This is a genomic window from Spirilliplanes yamanashiensis, assembly GCF_016863475.1.
GTDB lineage: Bacteria > Actinomycetota > Actinomycetes > Mycobacteriales > Micromonosporaceae > Spirilliplanes > Spirilliplanes yamanashiensis.
On record NZ_BOOY01000001.1, the window covers coordinates 197,578 to 218,479 of the forward strand.

Consider the following 20,902-nt stretch of genomic DNA (forward strand, 5'->3'; position numbering starts at 1 on the left):
CCTAATGTCTTGGGATGGCCGGTATCCCGCTCGACGACATCGTCAAGGCCCCGAAGGCGCTGCTGCACGACCACCTGGACGGCGGCCTGCGGCCGGCCACGATCGTGGAGCTGGCCGACGGCATCGGGCACGCGCTGCCCTGCACCGACCCGGCCGACCTGGGCCGCTGGTTCGTGGAGTCGGCCGACTCCGGCTCGCTGGAGCGGTACCTGGAGACGTTCGCGCACACCGTCGCCGTCATGCAGACCGAGGAGTCGCTGCACCGCGTGGCCCGCGAGTGCGCACTCGACCTGGCCGCCGACGGCGTCGTCTACGCCGAGGTGCGCTACGCCCCCGAGCAGCACCTGGAGAACGGCCTGTCGCTGGACGCCGTGGTCGAGGCGGTGCTGGCCGGCTTCGCCGACGGCTCGGCCGAGGCGGCCGCCGCCGGCCGGCCCATCCGGGTGGGCACGCTGCTGACCGCCATGCGGCACGCGGCCCGCTCGCAGGAGATCGCCGAGCTGTCCGTGCGCTACCGCGACACCGGCGTGGTCGGCTTCGACATCGCCGGCGCGGAGGCGGGCTTCCCGCCCACCCGGCACCTGGACGCGTTCGAGTACCTGCAGCGCGAGAACTTCCACTTCACGATCCACGCCGGCGAGGCGTTCGGGCTGCCGTCGATCTGGCAGGCCATCCAGTGGTGCGGCGCCGACCGGCTGGGTCACGGCGTGCGCATCGTCGACGACATCACCGGCGGCAAGCTGGGCCGGCTGGCGTCGTACGTGCGCGACAAGCGCATCCCGCTGGAGCTGTGCCCGTCGTCCAACGTGCAGACCGGCGCGGTCGCCTCGATCGCCGACCACCCGATCGGGCTGCTGCGCGACCTGCGCTTCCGGGTCACGGTCAACACCGACAACCGGCTGATGAGCGGCACGTCGCTGTCGCGGGAGCTGGCGCTGCTGACCGAGGCCTTCGGGTACGGCTGGGCCGAGGTGCAGTGGTTCACGGTGAACGCGATGAAGTCGGCGTTCATCCCGTTCGACGAGCGGCTGGCCCTCATCAACGAGGTCGTCAAGCCGGCGTACGCCAAGCTGATCGGCTGACCCGGACGCCCGCGGGAGGCCCCGGATAACGGAAGTAGCCGATCGGCCGACCCGATTCGGCCATCCGGGCATCGATACGTCTACACACATCGCCAAATCCGGCATTCCGGGTTGTCGCTCCGACCTGCGCCGGGCAAGGTCGTGGGCGGCACGGGTCCCGGACCGGGGAGCCGGGTCCGATGGCGGCGGACGGCGGCAACTCGTCACCGTGCAGGCATCGACCGTGCACTTTAGGTGACATCGCGCGAGTGTGTTTCAACTGATCAGTAGCAACCGGGCGTCGTACAAGCGGTCCGCCTGACGCTGCTCTTTCTCTTTGACACTCGTCGTGATGGAATCTCGGGGGTTCGATCCGCGGGGTCGAAGGGTGTGCGGTGCCTGATCCGCCGGAGAAGGCCCGATCTTGGAGGACGGTGACGTGAGCGAGCGGCCCGGGGCGACGAACGGCATGATGTCGCGTCTCCGGCGGCCTGCCGGCCGGCTGCGGGACATGCCGATCTGGTCCAAGCTGGGCCTGATCATGCTCGTGCCGACCGTGGCCACCATCATCGTCGGCACGACCGGCCTGGTCGAGCAGATCGACGAGGCGAGCAACGCCGAACGCGCGCGCACCCTCGCCGCGCTGACCGACACCTCCGGTGAGCTGGTCAACCACCTGCAGAACGAGCGCGCCTTCGCGATCATGATGCTGTCGGCCCGCAACGACACCGCCAAGGCCGCGGCGCTGCGCCTCTACACCACCGAGCAGCCGCTCGTCGACGAGGCCAAGAAGCCCTACTCGCAGCAGCGCGCCGCCCTGAGCGACCTGCCGGGCAAGCTCGACCTGCTGCTGTCGCGCCTCGACCGCAACCTCGAGGACCTGCCGGCCATGCGCAGCCAGATCGCCAACGGCACCATGCGCCTGAGCGAGACGGCCGACAACTACGAGGTCCTGCTCTCCGACCTGCTCGACCTGCGCGACTCGTCCGCCCAGCTGTCCGGCGACACCAACCTGTCCGACCGCATCCGCACCGCCGCCGCCGTCGCGCGCAGCAAGGAGTTCCTCTCCCAGCAGCGCATCGTCGTGCACGAGATGCTCGGCCAGAACCAGCTCACGCCGAAGCTGCGCAACGACTACACCGCCACCCAGACCGGGCAGGCGCAGGCCGTGCAGACCATGAAGTCGACGGCCACCGACGCCGAGCGGCAGACCTACGAGCAGATCGTCAGCGGCCCCGACCTGCGCGCGTCGACGAACTACAACGCCTACGTGCAGGCCCGCGCCACCCCCGACATCAGCGACGTGCCGTTCAACGCCGAGCTGTGGGACAACGCGATGCGCGGCCACGCCAAGCTCGTCCGCGACGTCGAGGCCCAGTTCGACGACCAGATCCTCGCCGACGCCACCGAGCGCCGCGACAGCGTCAACACCCGCGTCTTCGTCGAGACCGCCCTGCTGCTCGGCATGCTGCTGCTGGCCATCCTGTTCGCCTGGCTCGTCGCCCGGTCGATGGCCCGGTCGCTGCGCGAGCTGCGCCAGGGCGCCCTCGCCGTCGCCCAGTTCGGCCTGCCGCACGCCGTCGGCCGGCTGCGCGACCCGGCCCTGGTCAACAGCCAGATGACTCCGGCGCAGGTGGCCGACCAGATCGCCGAGCCGCTGCCCGTGCGCAGCCGCGACGAGTTCGGCCAGGTGACCGAGGCGTTCAACGCGGTCCACCTCGAGGCCGTCCGCACCGCCGCCGAGCAGGCCGCGCTGCGCTCCAGCGTCTCCACGATGTTCGTCAACCTCGCCCGCCGCTCCCAGATCCTGGTCGACCGGCTCATCGGCCACCTCGACCGGCTGGAGCGCGGCGAGGAGGACCCGGACCGCCTGGCCGAGCTGTTCCAGCTCGACCACCTCGCCACCCGCATGCGCCGCAACGACGAGAACCTGCTGGTCCTCGCCGGCGCCGACTCCACCCGCGTGCAGCGCGAACCGGCCGCCCTCATCGACGTGCTGCGCGCCGCCCAGTCCGAGGTGGAGCACTACACCCGCATCGAGTTCGGCACCGTCGACCGCGAGCTGGAGGTCGCCGCCCACGCGGTCAACGACCTCGTGCACCTCGTCGCCGAGCTGTTCGACAACGCCACCGCCTTCTCCCCGCCCGACTCGCACGTCATGGTCGAGGCGCGGCGGGTCGGCGACCGGGCCACCCTCTACGTCGAGGACCGCGGCATCGGCATCAGCCCCGACCAGCTGCGCGACCTCAACGAGCGGCTCGCCAACCCGCCCATGGTCGACGTCGCCGTCTCCCGCATGATGGGTCTCGTCGTGGTCGCCCGGCTGGCCAACCGGCACGGCGTCCGCGTCGAGCTGCGCCCGTCCGACGAGCGCGGCACCGTCGCCGACGTCACCCTGCCCGCCGCCGTGCTCGTGCCGCGCGCCGTCTCCGGCGGCCGCGTGCAGGCCGGCGTCGGCGGCCCCGCCGCGTACGACGGCGGCGGCCGCGCCGAGGACACCATGGTCCAGCGTTCCCCGTTCGGCGCCCCGCTCGCCCTGGAGAGCGGCCCGTCGCGGCCCACCTCCGGCGGCGGCTTCGGCTCGCCGTACGAGCCGGCCGGGCGCCCGTTCGACCCCAACCCGCCGCTGAACGGCGGCGGCATGCTCGGCACCGGCGGCCCGCGCTCCATCCCCGCCTGGTCCGACCTGACCGGCGCCGGCGCCGGCCCGGCCGGCGGCACCAACGGCAACGGCACCAACGGCGCCAACGGCAACGGCGGCCGCGGGCCGAACGGCTTCCACGGCCCGCAGCAGCAGCCGTCGGCGTTCCCCGCCTCCGGCCCGCCGAGCGACCTGCCGCGCCGCCGCACCGACTTCGACGACGGCCACACCGGCCCGATCCCGCGCCAGCTGCCGGCCAACCCGGAGAACTTCCGGCCCGACCCGTACCGTGGCGGCCCGGCCGTCCCGCCGGTGTCCGCGCCGCCGGTGCCCCCGGTGTCGGCCCCGCCGCTGCCCGGCCGCCCGGTCTCCGGCCCGCCCGTCTCCGCGCCGCCCGTCGCGTCCGCGCCGCCCGTCACGTCCGCGCCGCCGCACCCGTCGCTGGTGTCGCCGAGCGGGTCGTACCCGGTCGTGCCGCCCGGCGTGCAGCGCCCCGACGTGCCCGGCCGGCCGCAGTCCGGCCCGCCCGCCCCGCCGGCGTGGCCGCCGGTGCCGAGTTCCGGCGCCCCGGCCGTGCCCGAGAGCCTCGCCGCCGCGCTCGACATGACGGCGGAGATCCCCAGGGTCCGTCCGACCGATGCCGGAAGCACTGGTCAGCAGCCTAAGGTCGGCCCGGTGGACCGGCAGCCGGACGAGCAGCGCACGGCCGCCAAGCAGGCGGCGGCCGCGGCGCACCAGGCTGCCGCGAACCAGGCCGCCGCCGCCCAGCGGGCCGCCGCCGAGCAGGCCGCCGCCGCCAAGCGGCAGTCCGCCGAGACCCAGGCGCGCATCTCCGACGAGACGATGGAGCTGCCGATCTTCCGGGAGCTCGAGTCGGCGTGGTTCCGCACGCAGCGCACCGACGACACCCCGAAGGCCGCGAACGGCACCGCCGCCACGTCCGCCAACGGCGTGCAGTCGCAGCGCTTCTCCACCGCCGAGCAGCCGCCGCGCACCCCGGTGCCGCAGCAGGCGCAGCCGTCCGACCGGCGCGCCGAGCCGGCGCCCGCCGCGGAGGCCCCCGCGCCGGCCCCGGCCGCCCGCGGCGGCGGCAACAGCCCGTGGCAGACGGCGGCCGACGAGGGCTGGCAGGCGGCCCGCGCCGCCGAGAGCAACGTCGCCAGCGTCAACACCACCACGACCGCCGGCCTGCCCAAGCGCACGCCGATGGCCCAGCTCGTCCCCGGCGGAGTCGACCGGGGCGGTCCCTCCGTCCAACGCCGGACGCCCGAGGCGGTGCGCGGGCTGCTGTCCGCGTACCATCGCGGGGTTCAGCGCGGCCGTTCCAAGGATCAACCGACCGCCACGGACGAAACGCCGGGCGGGCAGTCCTCGCAGGCTGGCAAGGAGCATGAGGAATGACATCAACGCAGGATCTCGGTTGGCTTCTCGCCAACTTCGCTGACCGCGTGCCGGGGGTCGCCCACGCGATCGCCGTCTCCGCGGACGGCCTGTTGCTCGCGGCTTCCCGCGATCTGCCGCGTGACCGCGCCGACCAGCTGGCCGCCATCGCGTCCGGCCTGGTCAGCCTCACGCAGGGCGCCGCTCGCTGCTTCGAGGGCGGTGCGGTGCTGCAGACGGTGGTCGAGATGGACAACGGGTTCCTGTTCCTGATGTCGATCTCCGACGGCTCGTCGTTCGCGGTCCTCGCGGCCCGCAGCTGCGACGTGGGCCAGGTGGGCTACGAGATGGCGCTGCTCGTCGACCGGGTCGGCGACGCGCTCACGCCCGCGCCGCGCAGCGCGGCCGGGATGCTGGGCTGACGCCCTGCCTTCGTCGCGGGCAGTGGCAAGCTTGACGGACAGCGACAGTCCTACGGGTCTAGGGAAGGGGTGTAACGGTGACGATGGCCGAACGGGATGAACCGACCGGCGCGCTGGTCCGGCCGTATGCCGTGACCCGCGGACGGACCCGGCCGAGACTGGAGATCGCCCTCGAGGCGCTCGTCGAGACCACCAACCGCGGCCGCACCGGAGCTTCCGGCGTCGGAAGCACGGGCAACGAGCACCAGTACATCGCGGCGATGTGTGACAACGGGTTGCAGTCGCTCGCCGAGATCGCCGCGCGGATGCACATGCCGCTCGGCGTCGCTCGGGTCATCGTCGCCGACATGGCCGCCGACGGCCTCGTCGCGGTGCACGAACCGACATCCTTGGAGGACGAACCGGATGCGGTGGGCACGGAACTGCTGGAGAGGGTGCTGAGTGGACTTCGCAGGCTCTGACAACTCGCGCCGGCCTGCCGCCGGTCGCGTGACATCGGCGAAGATCGTCATCGCCGGTGGCTTCGGCGTCGGCAAGACGACGCTCGTCGGCTCGGTCTCGGAGATCACGCCGCTGACCACCGAGGCGATCATGGCGTCGGCCAGTGTGGGTGTCGACGACAACCGGCAGGTGCCGGGCAAGACGACCACCACGGTCGCCATGGACTTCGGTCGCATCAGCATCGATCGCGACCTGATCCTGTACCTGTTCGGCACCCCCGGCCAGACGCGGTTCTGGTTCATGTGGGACGAGCTGGTCCGGGGCGCCATCGGCGCGGTCGTCATGGTCGACACGCGGCGGCTCGCCGACTGCTTCGCGGCGATCGACTTCTTCGAGCACCGGCGGCTGCCGTACCTGGTGGCCATCAACTGCTTCGACGGCATGCAGTACCACAACGCGCAGGACGTGCGGGACGCGCTGGCGATCTCGAGCGACGTGCCCGTGGTCAGCTGCGACGCGCGCAACCGCGAGTCGACGAAGAACGTGCTCATCTCGCTCGTCGAGTACGTCCTGACGATGCGCCGCCAGCGCGCCGTCGCCCCGGCCTGACCGCCGGCCGCACCAGCACCCGCGACGCCCACGCCTCTTCGCAGGCGTGGGCGTCGCGCTGCGCCCGGCGTCAGGCGTTCGACCAGTCCCGCGTCGACAGGGTGAGCCGGTAGCCGTCCGGGTCCGCCACTGTCACGCCCCACCGCGCCCAGTACGCCCCCTGCTCCACCCGGGCGCCGCCCGCCGCCACCAGCCGCTCCACCAGCCCCTCGTCGACCGGCCTCGCCAGGTACAGCACGAGCAGGTCCTCGGCGGTCGGGCGCGGCGCGACGGCCAGGTTCGGCCCGCCCACCAGCTCCAGGTGCCAGCCGGCGCCGGGCAGCCCCACCATCAGCAGGTCGTGGTCCCCGCCCGCCGACCGGTACAGCACGGTCAGGCCGAGGCCGTCCACATAGAACCGCTCGGCGGCGGCGAGGTCACGGGACGGGCGGGCGATCCGCAGGTGCGCACCGGGCTCGATCATGACCCCAGTGTGCCGCCTACCGGGGCAGCCGTGCGGCGTCGGCGACGCGTTGCCGCCAGTCGGCGCGGATGGCGTCGAGCTGGGTGCGGTGCCGCGCCTCCCACGCGTCGAGGTTCCGCGCCACCTGCCGCATCGCGATGACGTACGCCGGGCGGCGGCACTCGGCGTCGGCGGCGAACACGGCGTCCATCTCGGCGAGGCCCCGGGTCCAGGCGGCGTTCGGCGGGCTGCCGTCGACCGGGGCGTCGCGGCGGTCGAGGCGGGGCTGGAAGAGGAACTCGGTGCGGTCCTGCCCGTCGATCTCGTAGCCGTACCGGTCCCTCATGCAGGGTTCGTAGGTGGCCATGGCGGCGACCAGCCCCAGGATCGGCTCGGTGAGCAGGCCCGGGAAGACCGACAGCCGGTAGGCGTCCGCGGGGGGCTCGAAGTCGTTCGGCGGCCGGTAGCCGGTGGGGCCGTTGCAGCGGTTGAAGAACGGCACGTCGGCGTCCGGAACGAGGCTGGTGCTGCCGTCGATGAGCACGCCGGCGCGCGCCCTGCGGGCGGCGGCCAGTTCGATGAGCACCGCCCGCCGGCCCCGCGCGGTGAGGGAGTCGATGACGCTGCCGAACCCGTTGCCGTAGCCGAGGTCGGCGTCGGTGAACTCGTCGTAGCGGCTGACGAACGGCAGCGGCCGGTAGGTCCGCCCGGCGGCCGCCATGCACGCCACCAGCGCGCCTTCCGCCCGGTGGTAGTTGAGCCGCTCGGCGGCCCGGTGCTCTTCCAGGTTGCCGGTGATCCGGCGGGTCAGGTCGTCGAGCCGGACGGCCGTCGCTGCCACGTCGGCCGGCACGTCGGCGGGCACGTCGGCGGGCACCGTGGGTGGCGCGGCGGGTGCCGCAGCCGGCGCCGCGGCCGGTCCCGCCGCCGCGCACGCCGCCAGGGACAGGAGGGCGCCCGCCGATGCCAGGGCCGCCACGATGCGCCGCTTCACGACCGGACCAACGATCCGGCCCTCGCCGGGGACGCGAACCCGCTACCGTGTCCGACCGTGAGCCTCGTGTCCCGGCGCCGCGCCCCCGCCGCCCTCGTCCTGGCGCTGCTGCTGGCGGGCTGCGCCCCGGACGCCGCCCACGAGTCGTGCGGGCGGGCGGGCGCGGCGGACTTCGGCCCGCCGATCAGGTTCGCGATCGCGCACGACGACTACAAGGCCCGGCACGTCGGGCGCACCGCCGAGGGGCACCAGTTCTTCCTGACCCGCCCGTTCGAGATCGGCGACGGCGGCCGGGAGTTCGTGGCGCTGTACGTGTTCGACGCGGCCGGGCGCCTGCTGAGCACGGAGATCGACGCGTTCGGGCCGGGCGACGACGGGGCCGACCGGGCGCACGCCGACCGGCTCGCCGGGCTGGGCGCAGTGCGGTACGGGCGCATCGAGGTGGCGCCGTTCGGCGTGCGGCGGTTCGGCACCACGTTCGGGCTGGTGGCCCGGCCGCCCGCGGGCGCGGACGACACGTGGTGGGTCACCGCGGAGCCCGGCGACTACATGGCCTTCCCGGCGCCCTGGGACTGCGGCTGGTACGACACCTGACCGCGGGTCAGCTGGGGTAGCCGGCCGACCGGAAGTCGTCGTCGCGGCTGCCGCCGTCCCGGCTGAAGTCCCAGCCGCCGTTGGCCTCGCGGCCCGGGCGGCCGCCGATCGCGTACCCGCCGATCTCCTGGCCGCGGCGCCAGCCGCGGAAGTAGCCGGTGGTGTGGGCGGCGATGCTGGCGGCGTCGCGGACGATGCGCAGCGGGCGCTCGTCGCGCAGCGGCGAGCCGGGCACCAGGTTGGCCTGCGGGACCCGCTTCGGCAGGCCCGCGCTGGTCTCCGCCTCGATCTTCGGCTGCGCGGCCTCCTCGGCGGCCCGCCAGCCGCTGTCCATGCTGGACTCCCAGCCGACCTCGTTGTCGTCGGTGTGGCCGGTGAACCAGGCGGACCGCGCGGCGGCGAAGATCAGCAGGTCGCCGTCGCCCTCGTCGGGCACGGGCGGCGTGGAGCTGCGGTCGAGCGCCGTCAGGGTGGGCCGGCGCGGGGCGCCGCGGCCGTTGCGGCCCTCGCCGTCGACCAGGCGCAGGCCGCGGTCGAAGCGGGACTCGTCGGCGGCGTCGCGCTCCGGCTCGACGAGGCGCAGGGACGGCGGCTCGGCGGGCAGGTCGTCGGACTGCCACGGCGGCGGCACCCGGCCGGCGCCCGACGTGGGCGCGGGGGCGCGCTCCTCCGGGGCGGCGGGCGGGTTGACCGGCCAGTTGGCGCGGGACCCGGGCGGCGGGGCGTCGCGGCGCGGCGCCGGCATGGGCAGCGAGTAGTCGGTGACGCTCGGGGCCTGGTCCGGGACGCTGCTCGTGGGCCGGGTGGTGGGCCGCGGCGGGATGACCGTGCGCTGGCGCTCGGCGCGGGCGTTGTTGATGGCCGCGTTGGTGAGCGTGGGGCGGAACGGCTGGCCGGCCTCGGCGGGCGGCACGGTCGAGCGCGGGCCGGGCACCATGCCGGGCGGCGGGGGCGGCGGCGCCGAGACGGGGCGCGACGACGACACCGGGCGCGACGGCAGGCCGGTGGACGCGGCGGGCGCGAGCGGCGGCGGGGTGACCGGGCGCGGCGCGACGGGCTGCGGCGCCATCGGCGGCGGGCTCAGCGGCGCGGGGGCGGTCGGCGGGGAGGTCATCGGGCGCGGCCCGGCCGGGCCGGAGACCGGCGACGGCTCCTGGCGGGCGCGGCGGCCGCCGGAGGTGAGGTCGACGCGCTGGATGGTCGGCGCGGGGCTCTCGGCGGCGCGGCGGGCGCTGCGGCGGCCGGTGGTGGTGCCGGCGGCGGGCGGCTCGACGACGCGGGCGGACAGGGTGGAGACGAGCGAGGCGCAGGCGGCGTCGCAGGCGCGGACCGCGGCCAGGGCGTCCTGCACGGTCTCGGCGACGGCCGGGGCGAGCGCCTTGTTGACGCCGCCGCGGCGCGGCGACTCGGCGATGGCCACGCGCAGGGCGGTCACGGCGTCGCCGACGGAGCGCGGGTCGCCGACCCCGCCGTCGACCAGGGCGGCGATGACGTCGTCGGCGACCTCGGCGGCGTCGCGGCCGCGGGCCCCGGCGCCGGTGAGGCGGCCGGGCTCGGGCAGGGCGTCGAGGACGGCCATCGGCAGCGGCTGCGCCGGGTCGGGGTACGCGCGCAGCGCCGCCGGGTACAGCTCGCGCAGCACCTCGCGCAGGGCGGTGGCGGCGGCGGAACGGCCGGTCAGCATGGCGGCGTGGGCGGCCAGGACGGGCTTGTGGCCGACCAGCTCACGCGGGGTCGGCAGCGGCGTGGCGGTGAGGGCGCCGGCCTGCAGCGCGCGGGCGAGCCCGACGGCCCGCCGGTACGCGGGCGGGAACTGGATCTCCTCGGCGGAGTCGTCGTCCGCGAAGCGCTCCGCGAAGTCGTCGACGGAGTCGTCGTCGGCCACGGCGAGCGGGCGGCCCGCGGCGGTCAGCAGGGAGGTGAGCACGTGGTCGTCACTGTCGGCGGCGACGGCGGCGCTGTTCAGGCCGGAGGAGCGCTCCACGAGCAGCGCGCCGAGCCAGGCGTAACCCGCCGGGTCGTCACTGACCTCGTGCACACCGAGCAACCGGCCTGCGTCGTCGACGACGGCGACGGTCATCCCCGGCGCGGCCGGAGTCCGACTCACCGTTGTGTCCGCCGACGCCAGACCGCAGTACACCCGTACGAGCGCCACGGCGTCGTCCTCCTCCCCGGGACTCCTCGTGTGCCAACTGCAAATGCTCCCTGGTGACGGTCAGTCGCGCCAGTCCACGGAAGCAGAGATCTTCCCGATAATCGTGCGCCAGCCGATGCTTGCCTGTTGTGCCCCGATTTTGCGGAGGCGGCGCCGGCCGCGGAACCCGCCGAGCCCGCCCTTGGCGGCGGAACGCAGCGATTCGTCCAGGTCGTCGAGGGGGGTGCCGGGGGACAGGGCGGCGACGACGGCCTTGATCCGCAGCGCGTACGCCAGGTCGCGGGCGATCTCGCCGGCCTCGATCAGCAGCTGGTTGTCCCACGTGTCGTGGCCGCCGCGCAGGTTCTCCACGACCAGGTCCAGCTCGTAGCTGTCCTCGTCGTCGACCACCACGTCCTCGACGGTGATGCGCTCGGCGAGCGTCGGCCAGGTGTCGAGCTGGGTGAGGTCGTGCGGGGCGCCGGAGCGCACGAACGACACCAGCGACTCGGGCGACTTGAAGACGAGCAGCTTGCCCTTGTGGGTGAGGAAGAAGGGGACCTCCTCGACGGGCTCCTTCTCCTCGTCGTGGAACTCCTCCTCGGCGGGCTCGTCGCCCTCCGCGGCCTCGTCGGCGTCGGAGTCCTTGCCCTCGACGAGGGCCTTGTACTCCTCGTCGAGGATCACGACCTCCTCGTCGTCCTCGTCGTCGTCCAGGCCGGCCCGGGCGCGGGCGTCGAAGACGTCGTCCTCGTCGCTCTCGGCGACCTCGGTGCCGGCGAGCTGGTCGGACATCCGGTACGCGCGGAGGGTGAAGCCGACACCGCCCGGCAGGGCGATCTCGACGGGCGTGACCCGGGTCTGCTCCCACAGCGCGCGGTCCGCACCATCGGCGGACGAGACGTCGGACGACGAGACCTCGTCGGCGTCGGTCGGCTGCTCGGACGGCTGGCGGGCCACGGTGACCTCCGGGTGAGGTGGGATCCTGCGGGTGACTCTGGGCACACCCTAGTGGGCGGAGCTGAGTGCCGGTGGACCGTACCCCCGGTCAACCGATTTGGCCACACTCCGGTCGCGGGACGGCCCGCGTCAGAAGCCCTTCGGGTGCCAGACGGTCTTGGTCTCCAGGAACGCGGTCATCCGGCCCAGGCCCGGGTCGGCGGCCCAGTCGGCGCCGGGGCCCGGCCGCAGCACCCGCTTGAGCGTGCCCGCGGCCGCCTGCTCCAGGGCGACGGCCAGCTCGCCGTCGGCGACGCCGGTCAGGTCGAGGGCGTTGACGTCGTCGTGTGACGCCAGCCACGGCGCGATCTCCGCCGGCGACCCGGTGAGGATGTTCACCACCCCGCCGGGCAGGTCGCTGGTGGCGAGCACCTCCGCCAGCGTCACCGCGGGCAGCGGGTCGCCGGCCACGACCACCACCGCGTTGCCGGTGACGATCGCCGGGGCCACCACGCTGACCAGCCCCAGGAACGACGCCGGCGCGACGACGCCCACGACGCCGGTCGGCTCGGGCGCCGACAGGTTGAAGTACGGCCCGGCCACCGGGTTCGCGCCGCCGTGCACCTGGGCCAGCTTGTCGGCCCAGCCCGCGTACCAGACCCAGCGGTCCGTGGCGGCGTCCACGTCGGCCTCCGGCACGCCCAGCGCGGCGAACTCCGCGCGCCGGCCCTCCAGCATCTCGGCGGCCCGGTACAGGACCTGGCCCCGGTTGTACGCCGTCGCGCCCGCCCACCCCGGCTGCGCCTTGCGGGCGGCGAGCACGGCGTCGCGGGCGTCCTTGCGGGAGGCGAGGGCGACGTTCGAACCGTCCACCAGATAGGTCCGTCCTGACTCGCTGCGGGGGAACTTCCCGCCGATGTAGAGCTTGTACGTCTTGCGGACGGCGAGGCGCTGCTCAGGCAAGGTAGGCCTCCAGCCCGTGGCGGCCGCCCTCGCGGCCGTAGCCCGACTCCTTGTAGCCGCCGAACGGCGACGCCGGGTCGAACCGGTTGAACGTGTTCGCCCACACCACCCCGGCGCGCAGCTTGTCCGCCACGGCCAGGATGCGCGAGCCCTTCTCCGACCAGATGCCCGCCGACAGCCCGTACGGCGTGTTGTTCGCCTTCTCCACCGCCTCGGCCGGGGTGCGGAACGTCAGCACCGCCAGCACCGGCCCGAACACCTCCTCGCGGGCGATGCGGTGCGTCTGGCTGACCCCGGTGAAGATCGTCGGGGCGAACCAGAACCCCTGGCCCGGCAGCTCGCACGGCGGCGACCAGCGCTCGCCCTCCTGCTCGCCGACGGCGGCCAGCGCGCGGACGCGCTCCAGCTGGACGGACGAGTTGATCGCCCCGATGTCGGTGTTCTTGTCGAGCGGGTCGCCCACGCGCAGCTGCGCCATCCGCCGCTTCAGGGAGTCGAGGACCTCGTCGTACACGTTCTCCTGCACCAGCAGCCGCGACCCGGCGCAGCAGACGTGGCCCTGGTTGAAGAAGATGCCGTTGACGATGCCCTCGACCGCCTGGTCGATCGGGGCGTCGTCGAAGACGATGTTCGCCGCCTTGCCGCCCAGCTCCAGCGTGACCCGCTTGCCGGTGCCCGCCACCGACCGGGCGATCTGCCGGCCCACCTCCGTGGAGCCGGTGAACGCCACCTTGTTCACGTCGGGGTGCTCGACCAGGGTGCGGCCGGTGTCGCCGGCGCCGGTGACGATGTTCACCACGCCCGGCGGCAGCTCGGCCTGGCGGCACACGTCGGCGAAGAACAGCGCCGACAGCGGCGTCGTCTCCGCCGGCTTCAGCACCACCGTGTTGCCCGTCGCCAGCGCCGGCGCGATCTTCCACGCCAGCATCAGCAGCGGGAAGTTCCACGGGATCACCTGGCCGACCACACCCAGCGGAGTGGTGCCGTACCCCGCGTACGCCAGCTTGTCGGCCCAGCCCGCGTAGTAGAAGAAGTGCGCGGCCACCAGCGGCAGGTCGACGTCGCGCGCCTCCCGGATCGGCTTGCCGTTGTCGAGCGACTCCAGCACCGCCAGCTCGCGCGAGCGCTCCTGCACGATGCGGGCGATCCGGTACAGGTACTTCGCGCGGGCGGCGCCCGGCAGCGCCGACCAGCCGGCGAACGCGCGCCGCGCGGCCGCCACCGCCCGGTCGACGTCGGCGGGGCCGGCCACCGAGACCTCGGACAGCACCTCCTCGGTGGCCGGGTTGACCGTCTTGAACACGCCGCCGTCGGCGGGCGCGGCGAACTCGCCGTCGATGAACAGGCCGTACGACGGCGCCAGGTCGACGATGGAACGGGACTCGGGGGCGGGTGCGTACTCGAACATGGGCGTCAGTCCAGCGTCACGTAGTCGGGGCCGGAGTAGTGGCCGGTGCGCAGCTTGGCGCGCTGCATGAGCAGGTCGTTGAGCAGGGTCGAGGCGCCGAACCGGAACAGGTCCGGGGTGAGCCACTCCGGACCGGCCGTCTCGTTCACCATGACCAGGTACTTGATGGCGTCCTTGCTGGTGCGGATGCCGCCCGCCGGCTTCACGCCGATGCGGCGGCCGGTCTGCGCGAACCAGTCGCGCACCGCCTCCAGCATGATCAGCGTCACCGGCGGCGTCGCCGCGCTGGGCACCTTGCCCGTCGACGTCTTGATGAAGTCGGCGCCCGCGTCCATCGCCAGCCACGAGGCGCGGCGCACGTTGTCGTAGTCGCCCAGCTCGCCCGTCTCCAGGATCACCTTGAGGTGGGCGTCGCCGCACGCCTCCTTGACCGCCACGATCTCGTCGTGGACCAGGTCGTAGCGGCCCGCCAGGAACGCGCCCCGGCTGATCACCATGTCGATCTCGTCGGCCCCCGCGGCCACCGCCGCCCGCGTGTCGGCCAGCTTCACCTCCAGCGGCGCCTGCCCGCTCGGGAACGCCGTCGCCACGCTGGCCAGGTGCACCCCCGAGCCGCGCAGCGCCTCGGCCGCCGCCGGCACCATCGCCGGATAGACGCACACCGCCGCCACCGGCGGGCAGTCCGCCTCGGGCCGGCGCGCCTTCGCGCACAGCGCCCGCACCTTGCCCGGGGTGTCCGCGCCCTCCAGCGTGGTCAGGTCGACCATGCGGATCGCCAGGTCGATGGCCTCGGCCTTCGCCGTCGTTTTGATCGAGCGGGTGCCCAGCATCGCCGCCCGCTGCTCGGCGCCGACCCGGTCGACACCCGGCAGTCCGTGCAGCATCGCGCGGAGAGGGGTCATAGGTTCACCATATGCCGCGGGTGGCCGGTACGTTGACGCCTGTGGACGTACTCGTGGTCGATCATCCGCTCGCCGCCTCGCGGCTCACCGCGCTGCGCGACGCCCGCAGCGACAACGGCGCCTTCCGCGCCGCCCTGCACGAGCTCACCACCATGCTCGTGTACGAGGCCGCCCGCGCCTTCCCGCCCGAGACGTACCCCATCGAGACGCCCGTCGGCCCCACCACCGGCACCCGCATCGCCAACCCGCCGCTGCTCGTGCCCGTCCTGCGCGCCGGCCTCGGCATGACCGACGCGGCGCTCGCCCTGCTGCCCGAGTCGCAGATGGGCTTCGTCGGCCTGGCCCGCGACGAGGAGACCTACGAGCCCCGGGCGTACCTGGAGTCGCTGCCGCGCGACCTCACCGGCCTGCCCGTCCTCGTGCTCGACCCGATGCTCGCCACCGGCGGCTCCCTGGAGCACTGCTGCCGGCTGCTCGTCGAGCGCGGCTGCACCGACATCACGGTGCTGTGCGTGCTGGCCGCGCCGGAGGGGGTGGCCCGCCTGGAGGCGTCGGGACTGCCGCTGCGCCTGGTCACGGCGTCGATCGACGAGGGGCTGAACGACAAGATGTTCATCGTCCCCGGCCTGGGCGACGCCGGCGACCGCCAATTCGGCGGCATGCCCCGGTTCTAGGCGAGCTGCGCTCGCGACGCCCTCCTCGCGGTGGCCGGAGCCCTGCGGGGGCCCACGGCTGCGCCTCGGCCTCCTCGGGCTCCGGCCACCGCGGGGCGTCGCGGACGCAGCCCGCCGGCGGCTTCGCCGCGGCCTGCTCGCCTGCGGCTTCGTGAGCTACAGCTCCGTGTAGGTCCAGCTTGTCGCCTTGCCGTTCTCGAACGGCATGACGCCGTGGAACGTCTTCGGCTTCTCGGCGAAGACGAGCGGTAGGAAGTGGCGGTCGCTCTCCCACATGGGCAGCTTGCCGGCCAGGACGTCCGCGACGTCCACCCAGTGCAGGGTGCCCTCGGCGTTGCCCGGCGGCGGGGTGCCCGTCCACGTGCGGACGCGGAACAGGAAGCCGAACCAGTTGGCGCCGTCGCGGCCGAAGCCCGGCCAGGAGATCGTGCCCGCGAGTTCGGGGGCGCCGCAGTCGAGGGCGGCCTCCTCGCGGATCTCGCGGCGCAGGCCGGCGACGACGTCCTCGCCGGGCTCCAGCTTGCCGCCGAGGCCGTTGTAGTAGCCGAAGTGCTGGTCGTCCGGGCGGGCGTCGCGCCGGATCATGAGGACCCGGGTCTCGTCGGGGGACAACACGTAACCGAGGGTGGCCAGAACCGCACGCACGCCGCACACCATAGCGCCCGGCCGGTGGCGGGCCCGTGCGACCATGTGCCGAGTGGTACCGTTCCGCCCCGGTTGCGTCGCTGGGCCCGTCGGGTGGATGGTGCCCTCACCAGCGCAAACGCCGATAATCGTCTGACTGGAAGGGACGACCCGTGCCCCCGCTGCGCCGCATCCGCAAGGCCGTGCCGAAACCGGTCAAGCGCTGGGTGTTCAAGGCGCTGCCGCGGCGGGTGCGCGACTCGATCCGGCCGCCGAAGCCGAACCCGAAGCAGCTCGCGCCGATCGACGCGGCCGCGTCGCCGCTGGCGGTGCGCACCGCCAACCTCGACCGGGTCGTCGCCGCGCTCGACGCCGCCGGCGTCGCCTGGTTCCGGCTGCCGACCCGGCAGGTGTCGCGCTCGTCGCTGGCCGTCGCCGAGTCGGCGCGCGCCGCCGTCGAGCGGGTCACCAAGGCCCTGGCCGCCGAGGGCGCCACCGTGCGGCCGATCCGGCGCCGCCGCCCGCCCGAGGTGACGCCCGAGCAGCACGCCGCCGTGCCGCCGTACCTGGTGCAGGTGTTCTGGCCGGTCGTCGACCCGCAGCGCGGCCTGCTGATCGCCCACGACGCGGGCTGCGAGATCGAGTTCTGGGCGGAACAGGACGGCCGGCTCGTCGCGCCCCGGCAGAACCGCGGCACCGACGTGGTGCTCGCGTCCGACGCCGAGGTCGAGGCGGGCGAGGAGGCGTTCGGCGACTTCCGCGCCGCCGCCGGCGACGGGCGCCGCTACCGCACCCGCGCGCCGTTCCTGGTGCCGCCGCTCGACCACGTCGACTTCCCGATCGACGTCGTCTACACCTGGGTCGACGGCGCAGACCCGGCCTGGCTGGCCCGCAAGAACGCCGCCCTCGGCGAGAACGACTGGGTGACGGCCAACGAGCAGGCCGCCAACGAGTCCCGCTACATCTCCCGCAACGAGCTGCGCTACTCGCTGCGCTCGCTGCACGCCCACGCCCCGTGGGTGCGGCGCATCTTCATCGTCACCGACGACCAGACGCCGGAGTGGCTCGACGCCGCCCACCCGCAGATCACGATGGTCAGCCACAAGGAGATCTTCGGCGACACGGGCGTGCTGCCGACGTTCAACTCGCACGCCATCGAAACCCGGCTGCACCGCATCCCCGGCCTGGCCGAGCACTTCGTGTACTTCAACGACGACGTGTTCCTCGGCCGGCCCGTGCTGCCCAGCACCTTCTTCACGCCCAGCGGCCAGACGAAGGTGTTCCTGTCGGTCAACCGCATCGACAACGGCCCGGCGCAGCCCGACGACCCGCCGATCATGAGCGCCGGCAAGAACAACCGGGCGCTGATCCAGCGGCGCTTCGGCCGGTTCCTGTCGCACAAGATGAAGCACACCCCGCACCCGGCCCGGCGCAGCGTCATCGCCGAGATCGAGCTGGCGTTCCCCGACGAGGTGGCGGCCACCGCGGCGCACCAGTTCCGGCACCACAGCAACATCTCGCTGATGGCGTCGCTGCAGCAGCACTGGTCGGTGCTGACCGGCCAGGGCGTCCTGGCCGACCTGAGCTACATGTACAAGGACATGGCCGACCCGACCACGCCGGCCCGGCTGGCCGAGGCGCTGGCGAAGCGCGACCTCGACGTGTTCTGCCTGAACGACACCAACGCCACCGGCGAGGCGGCGGCCGCCCAGGCGGCGCTGCTGGCGTCGTTCCTGCCCGCGTACTTCCCGTTCCGCGCGCCGTACGAGCTGCCCGACCCGCCGGGCGCCGGACCGGCCCCGCTGCGCGGGACCGGCCTCGGCGCCTAGAGGCGGTAGCCCCGGCCGGCGACGGCGCGGTTGCGCTCGCTGCCGCGCTCGTACTGGCTGGGGATCGGGAAGTACGCCCCGAGGAACGCCTCCATGATCCGCAGCTGGTCGTCGGCCGGCACGTCGCCGTCGTGGTAGTCGTTGAGGCAGAACACCTCGTGCCAGCGGCGCTGCAGCAGCGTCTGCAGCTTCGGCAGCTGGTTCTCCAGGCTGACGTTGACGAACGCGCACCGGATCGTGCCCTCGACGCTGCGCCCGGTCATCAGCCCGTAGTGGTGGGCCAGCGACGACAGCGGCGAGATGTCCTCCCGGGTCCGCACGCGGGCGGCGGCGGTGCGCTGCCACGCCTCGGCGAACTCCTGCTCGATCCCGCTCAGCGTGCTGCGCCGGTGGGCGTGCGGCGCGTGCAGGAACGAGTGGGTGAGCGTGCGGCCGTACGCCTTCTCCAGCAGCGCCCGGTTGTTCTTGGCGGCGGCGGCGAAGATCTCGTCGGTGGGCGCGACCGGCGTCAGCGGGATCACCGTCGGGCTGGCGAACGCCTTGGGCAGGCCTGCGTCGGCGAAGAAGCTGTCCGGGCCGAGCAGCCGGCCGAAGAACACGTCGTCGTTGAGGTAGAGGAAGTGCTCGGACAGGCCCTCGATGTGGTGCAGCTGCGTCTCGATGGCGTGCGAGTTGTACGAGGGCAGCACCGCCGGGTCGGTGAAGATGTCGCGGTGGTCGACGATGCGCACCTTCGGGTGGTCGAGGTCGAGCCACTCCGGGGTCTGCCGGTCGGTGACGATCCAGATCCTGTTGACCCACGGCGCGAACGTGTCGATGGAGCGCAGCGAGTACATCAGCTCGTTGCGCGACCGGAACCGCTCGTGGCCCTGCACGTCGCCGGTCGGCACCAGCTGCGCGCCGAGCGCCTCGGCCTTGCGGCTCAGCCACGCCGGGTCGTCGCCGTCCACCCAGGTGTAGACCACGTCGACGGGCTCGGTGAACTCGCCGCCGAGGGTGCGGGTGAACGGTTCGACGGTGCGGTACTGCCGGCCGCCGACGCCCATGGTGGCCGGCGTCAGCGACTCGACGGAGACGCGCATGCCGGCCAGGTTGCCGCCGGCGGGGGCCACGAGCTCCTGGCCGCTCGGTGAGGTCTCCCAGAACTCGATGCGGCAGCCGTAGAACGCGCCCATCCGCAGGGTCTGGCTGGTGGTGAGGACCGGTTCGAAGATCCGCACGGACGCGGCGAGCTGCACCTTGTCCACGGTGGCGCACACGGCGGCCGGCCAGACCCCGCGGCCGCGGCCCTGCGGGTCGAGCGCCTCCACGTAGGCGGGGCGGCCGGTGAACGCGCCCGCCAGCGCCTCCAGGATCGTGGTGCGGTCGTCCGCCTCGACGGCGATGCGGAACGTCGGGTGCGGCTGGCGCACCAGGAAGTAGCGGACGCCGGCCCGCTCCAGCGCCTCGACGGCGAGGTCGAGGTTGAGCTGGGCGACCTCGCCGGGCGTCAGGTCGTCGCGCAGGCGGGTGAGCTGGCCGTGGCTCCACACCAGCTCCGGGTCGGCGGCGTGCACGGCGGCCGCCCAGGTCTCCGCGTCGGCGGGCAGCTGCGGCGCCGCCGAGATGAACACGACCGCCTCGGACTCCTGCGCCCACTGCAACGCCTGCGCCGCCGACCGGCGCTCGTTCCAGCCCGGCTCGTCGCGGCCGGCCAGCAGCTCGGTGTAGAGCGCCTCCCACTGCGGCATGACGGCGTCCACCGAGTACCGCTCGACGGCCTTCAGCGCCCGGTTACCCATGTCGTGGCGCAGCTCGTCGTCCTCGATGAGCTTGCGCAGGCCGGCGGCGAGCTCGTCGATGCTGTCCGGCGGCACCAGGAAGCCGGTGACGCCGTCGGCGATGATCTCGCGGGGGCCGTTGGGGCAGTCGTACGCCACCGACGGCACGCCGGCGCCCATGGCCTCGATGAGCGTCAGCCCGAACGACTCGACCCGGGACGTGAGCAGCGCGATGGACGCCTTGGACCACTCCTGGTCGAGCGAGAAGCTGGTGCCCATCAGCTCGACGTGCTCGCCCATCCGCAGCATGGCGATCTGCCGCTCGACGGAGGCGCGCAGGCCGTCGCCGAAGATGCGCAGCCGCCAGTCCGGGTGGTCGGGCACCAGCTGGGCGAACGCGCTGACGGCGTGGTCGAACTGCTTCTCGGCGGTGAACCGGCCCGCCATCATGATCGTGCGGTTCATCCGGCTGGACCGGGGGCGGTAGCCGCTCTCGACCGCGTTCGGGATGACGGCGAGCCGCGGGGCGGCCTCGCCGAGGCGGACGCCGAACCAGTCCCGGGTGCGCTCGGACAGCACCGCGATGGCGTCCATCCGGGCGGCGTAGATGGCGTACGGGTCACCGGACGTGCGGCGCAGCTCGGCGACCCGGTGCTCCTGGTGCACGACGACGACGCGGCGCGGCACCAGCTGGGAGACCACGGCCATGAGGGCCGGCGACGTGGTGACGACGACGTCGGCGTCGGTCTCGCGCAGGGCGCTCTCGAGTTCGAGGTCGGTCAGCGCGTTGTACGCCGGCTCCCACTCGCTCTTGACCAGCCGGCTCGGCGACGCGGCCAGGACCCGGCACGCCTCGACGTCGAGCTCGCGCTCGACGGGCCGCTGGACCGGGCCGCGCGAGTCGACGAGGAACCGGCTGGTGACCCGGTCGTCGACCTCGAACGCCGGGGTCTCGCGGGTGCGGAACACACCGAGCACCTCGACGTCGTGCCGCCCGGCGAGCCAGTTCGCCTGGCGCAGCACGGTGCGCTCCGTGCCGCCCATCGCGTCGGCCCAGGTCAGCAGGTACGTGATCCTCATGCGCC

General features: G+C 73.8%; 17 protein-coding genes. 8 read left to right on the forward strand and 9 right to left on the reverse strand.

Annotated features, from left to right (window positions below):
- Nucleotides 1-14: 14 nt before the first annotated feature.
- From Sya03_RS00945 to Sya03_RS00965, 5 genes are all read left to right on the forward strand, one after another.
- Nucleotides 15-1,082 (forward strand): adenosine deaminase, encoded by a 1,068-nt coding sequence (locus Sya03_RS00945; RefSeq protein WP_203936158.1) that lies wholly within the window; start codon nt 15-17, stop codon nt 1,080-1,082.
- A gap of 418 nt (nt 1,083-1,500) precedes the next feature.
- Nucleotides 1,501-5,103, forward strand: coding sequence for a sensor histidine kinase (locus Sya03_RS00950; RefSeq protein WP_203936159.1), 3,603 nt, complete (start codon nt 1,501-1,503; stop codon nt 5,101-5,103).
- Nucleotides 5,100-5,504 (forward strand): roadblock/LC7 domain-containing protein, encoded by a 405-nt coding sequence (locus Sya03_RS00955; RefSeq protein ID WP_203936160.1) that lies wholly within the window; start codon nt 5,100-5,102, stop codon nt 5,502-5,504. Before Sya03_RS00950 ends, Sya03_RS00955 begins: the two co-directional genes overlap by 4 nt.
- 83 nt (nt 5,505-5,587) lie before the next feature.
- Nucleotides 5,588-5,965, forward strand: a complete 378-nt coding sequence (locus tag Sya03_RS00960; RefSeq protein WP_203936253.1) for a DUF742 domain-containing protein — start codon at nt 5,588-5,590, stop codon at nt 5,963-5,965.
- On the forward strand, nt 5,946-6,554 hold the full coding sequence (locus Sya03_RS00965; RefSeq protein WP_203936161.1) for a GTP-binding protein: 609 nt from the start codon (nt 5,946-5,948) through the stop codon (nt 6,552-6,554). The genes Sya03_RS00960 and Sya03_RS00965 overlap by 20 nt, the downstream gene beginning before the upstream one ends.
- A gap of 70 nt (nt 6,555-6,624) precedes the next feature.
- Here the strand turns inward: Sya03_RS00965 and Sya03_RS00970 are convergent, their stop codons facing one another.
- Entirely contained in the window at nt 6,625-7,017 is a 393-nt protein-coding gene (locus tag Sya03_RS00970) for a VOC family protein (RefSeq protein WP_203936162.1), read from the reverse strand.
- Nucleotides 7,018-7,033: 16 nt separating this feature from the next.
- Nucleotides 7,034-7,990 carry a hypothetical protein gene (locus tag Sya03_RS00975; protein WP_203936163.1) on the reverse strand — a complete coding sequence of 319 codons (957 nt, stop codon included), beginning with the start codon at nt 7,988-7,990 and terminating at the stop codon, nt 7,034-7,036.
- A 57-nt stretch (nt 7,991-8,047) separates the two neighbouring features.
- Here Sya03_RS00975 and Sya03_RS00980 point away from each other — a divergent pair, with 57 nt between their 5' ends.
- Complete coding sequence (locus tag Sya03_RS00980) at nt 8,048-8,584, forward strand: hypothetical protein (protein WP_203936164.1); 537 nt, start codon at nt 8,048-8,050, stop codon at nt 8,582-8,584.
- Between the two features lie 7 nt (nt 8,585-8,591).
- On the opposite strand, the gene Sya03_RS00985 is transcribed toward Sya03_RS00980, so the two are convergent.
- From Sya03_RS00985 to deoC, 5 genes are all read right to left on the reverse strand, one after another.
- Nucleotides 8,592-10,739 (reverse strand): transposase, encoded by a 2,148-nt coding sequence (locus tag Sya03_RS00985; protein ID WP_239107030.1) that lies wholly within the window; start codon nt 10,737-10,739, stop codon nt 8,592-8,594.
- 60 nt (nt 10,740-10,799) lie between these two features.
- On the reverse strand, nt 10,800-11,678 hold the full coding sequence (locus Sya03_RS00990) for a SatS C-terminal domain-containing protein (RefSeq protein WP_239107031.1): 879 nt from the start codon (nt 11,676-11,678) through the stop codon (nt 10,800-10,802).
- 129 nt (nt 11,679-11,807) lie between these two features.
- Nucleotides 11,808-12,620, reverse strand: a complete 813-nt coding sequence (locus tag Sya03_RS00995) for an aldehyde dehydrogenase family protein (protein WP_203936165.1) — start codon at nt 12,618-12,620, stop codon at nt 11,808-11,810.
- A complete protein-coding gene (locus tag Sya03_RS01000; RefSeq protein ID WP_203936166.1) occupies nt 12,613-14,028 on the reverse strand; it encodes an aldehyde dehydrogenase family protein in 1,416 nt (471 codons plus the stop codon). Before Sya03_RS01000 ends, Sya03_RS00995 begins: the two co-directional genes overlap by 8 nt.
- Before the next feature lie 5 nt (nt 14,029-14,033).
- Complete coding sequence (deoC, locus tag Sya03_RS01005; RefSeq protein ID WP_203936167.1) at nt 14,034-14,930, reverse strand: deoxyribose-phosphate aldolase; 897 nt, start codon at nt 14,928-14,930, stop codon at nt 14,034-14,036.
- A gap of 41 nt (nt 14,931-14,971) precedes the next feature.
- On the opposite strand from deoC, the gene upp reads away from it, so the two are divergent.
- Nucleotides 14,972-15,604 (forward strand): uracil phosphoribosyltransferase, encoded by a 633-nt coding sequence (upp, locus tag Sya03_RS01010; RefSeq protein WP_203936168.1) that lies wholly within the window; start codon nt 14,972-14,974, stop codon nt 15,602-15,604.
- A gap of 156 nt (nt 15,605-15,760) precedes the next feature.
- On the opposite strand, the gene Sya03_RS01015 is transcribed toward upp, so the two are convergent.
- Nucleotides 15,761-16,249, reverse strand: coding sequence for an NUDIX hydrolase (locus Sya03_RS01015; RefSeq protein WP_239107032.1), 489 nt, complete (start codon nt 16,247-16,249; stop codon nt 15,761-15,763).
- Nucleotides 16,250-16,401: 152 nt separating this feature from the next.
- On the opposite strand from Sya03_RS01015, the gene Sya03_RS01020 reads away from it, so the two are divergent.
- Entirely contained in the window at nt 16,402-18,057 is a 1,656-nt protein-coding gene (locus Sya03_RS01020) for a stealth family protein (RefSeq protein WP_203936169.1), read from the forward strand.
- Here the strand turns inward: Sya03_RS01020 and Sya03_RS01025 are convergent.
- The gene (locus tag Sya03_RS01025) at nt 18,054-20,897 is read right to left on the reverse strand and encodes a stealth family protein (protein WP_203936170.1); all 2,844 of its coding nucleotides are present in this window, start codon (nt 20,895-20,897) and stop codon (nt 18,054-18,056) included. The two genes, Sya03_RS01020 and Sya03_RS01025, sit on opposite strands and share 4 nt — an antisense overlap.
- Nucleotides 20,898-20,902 lie beyond the last annotated feature (5 nt).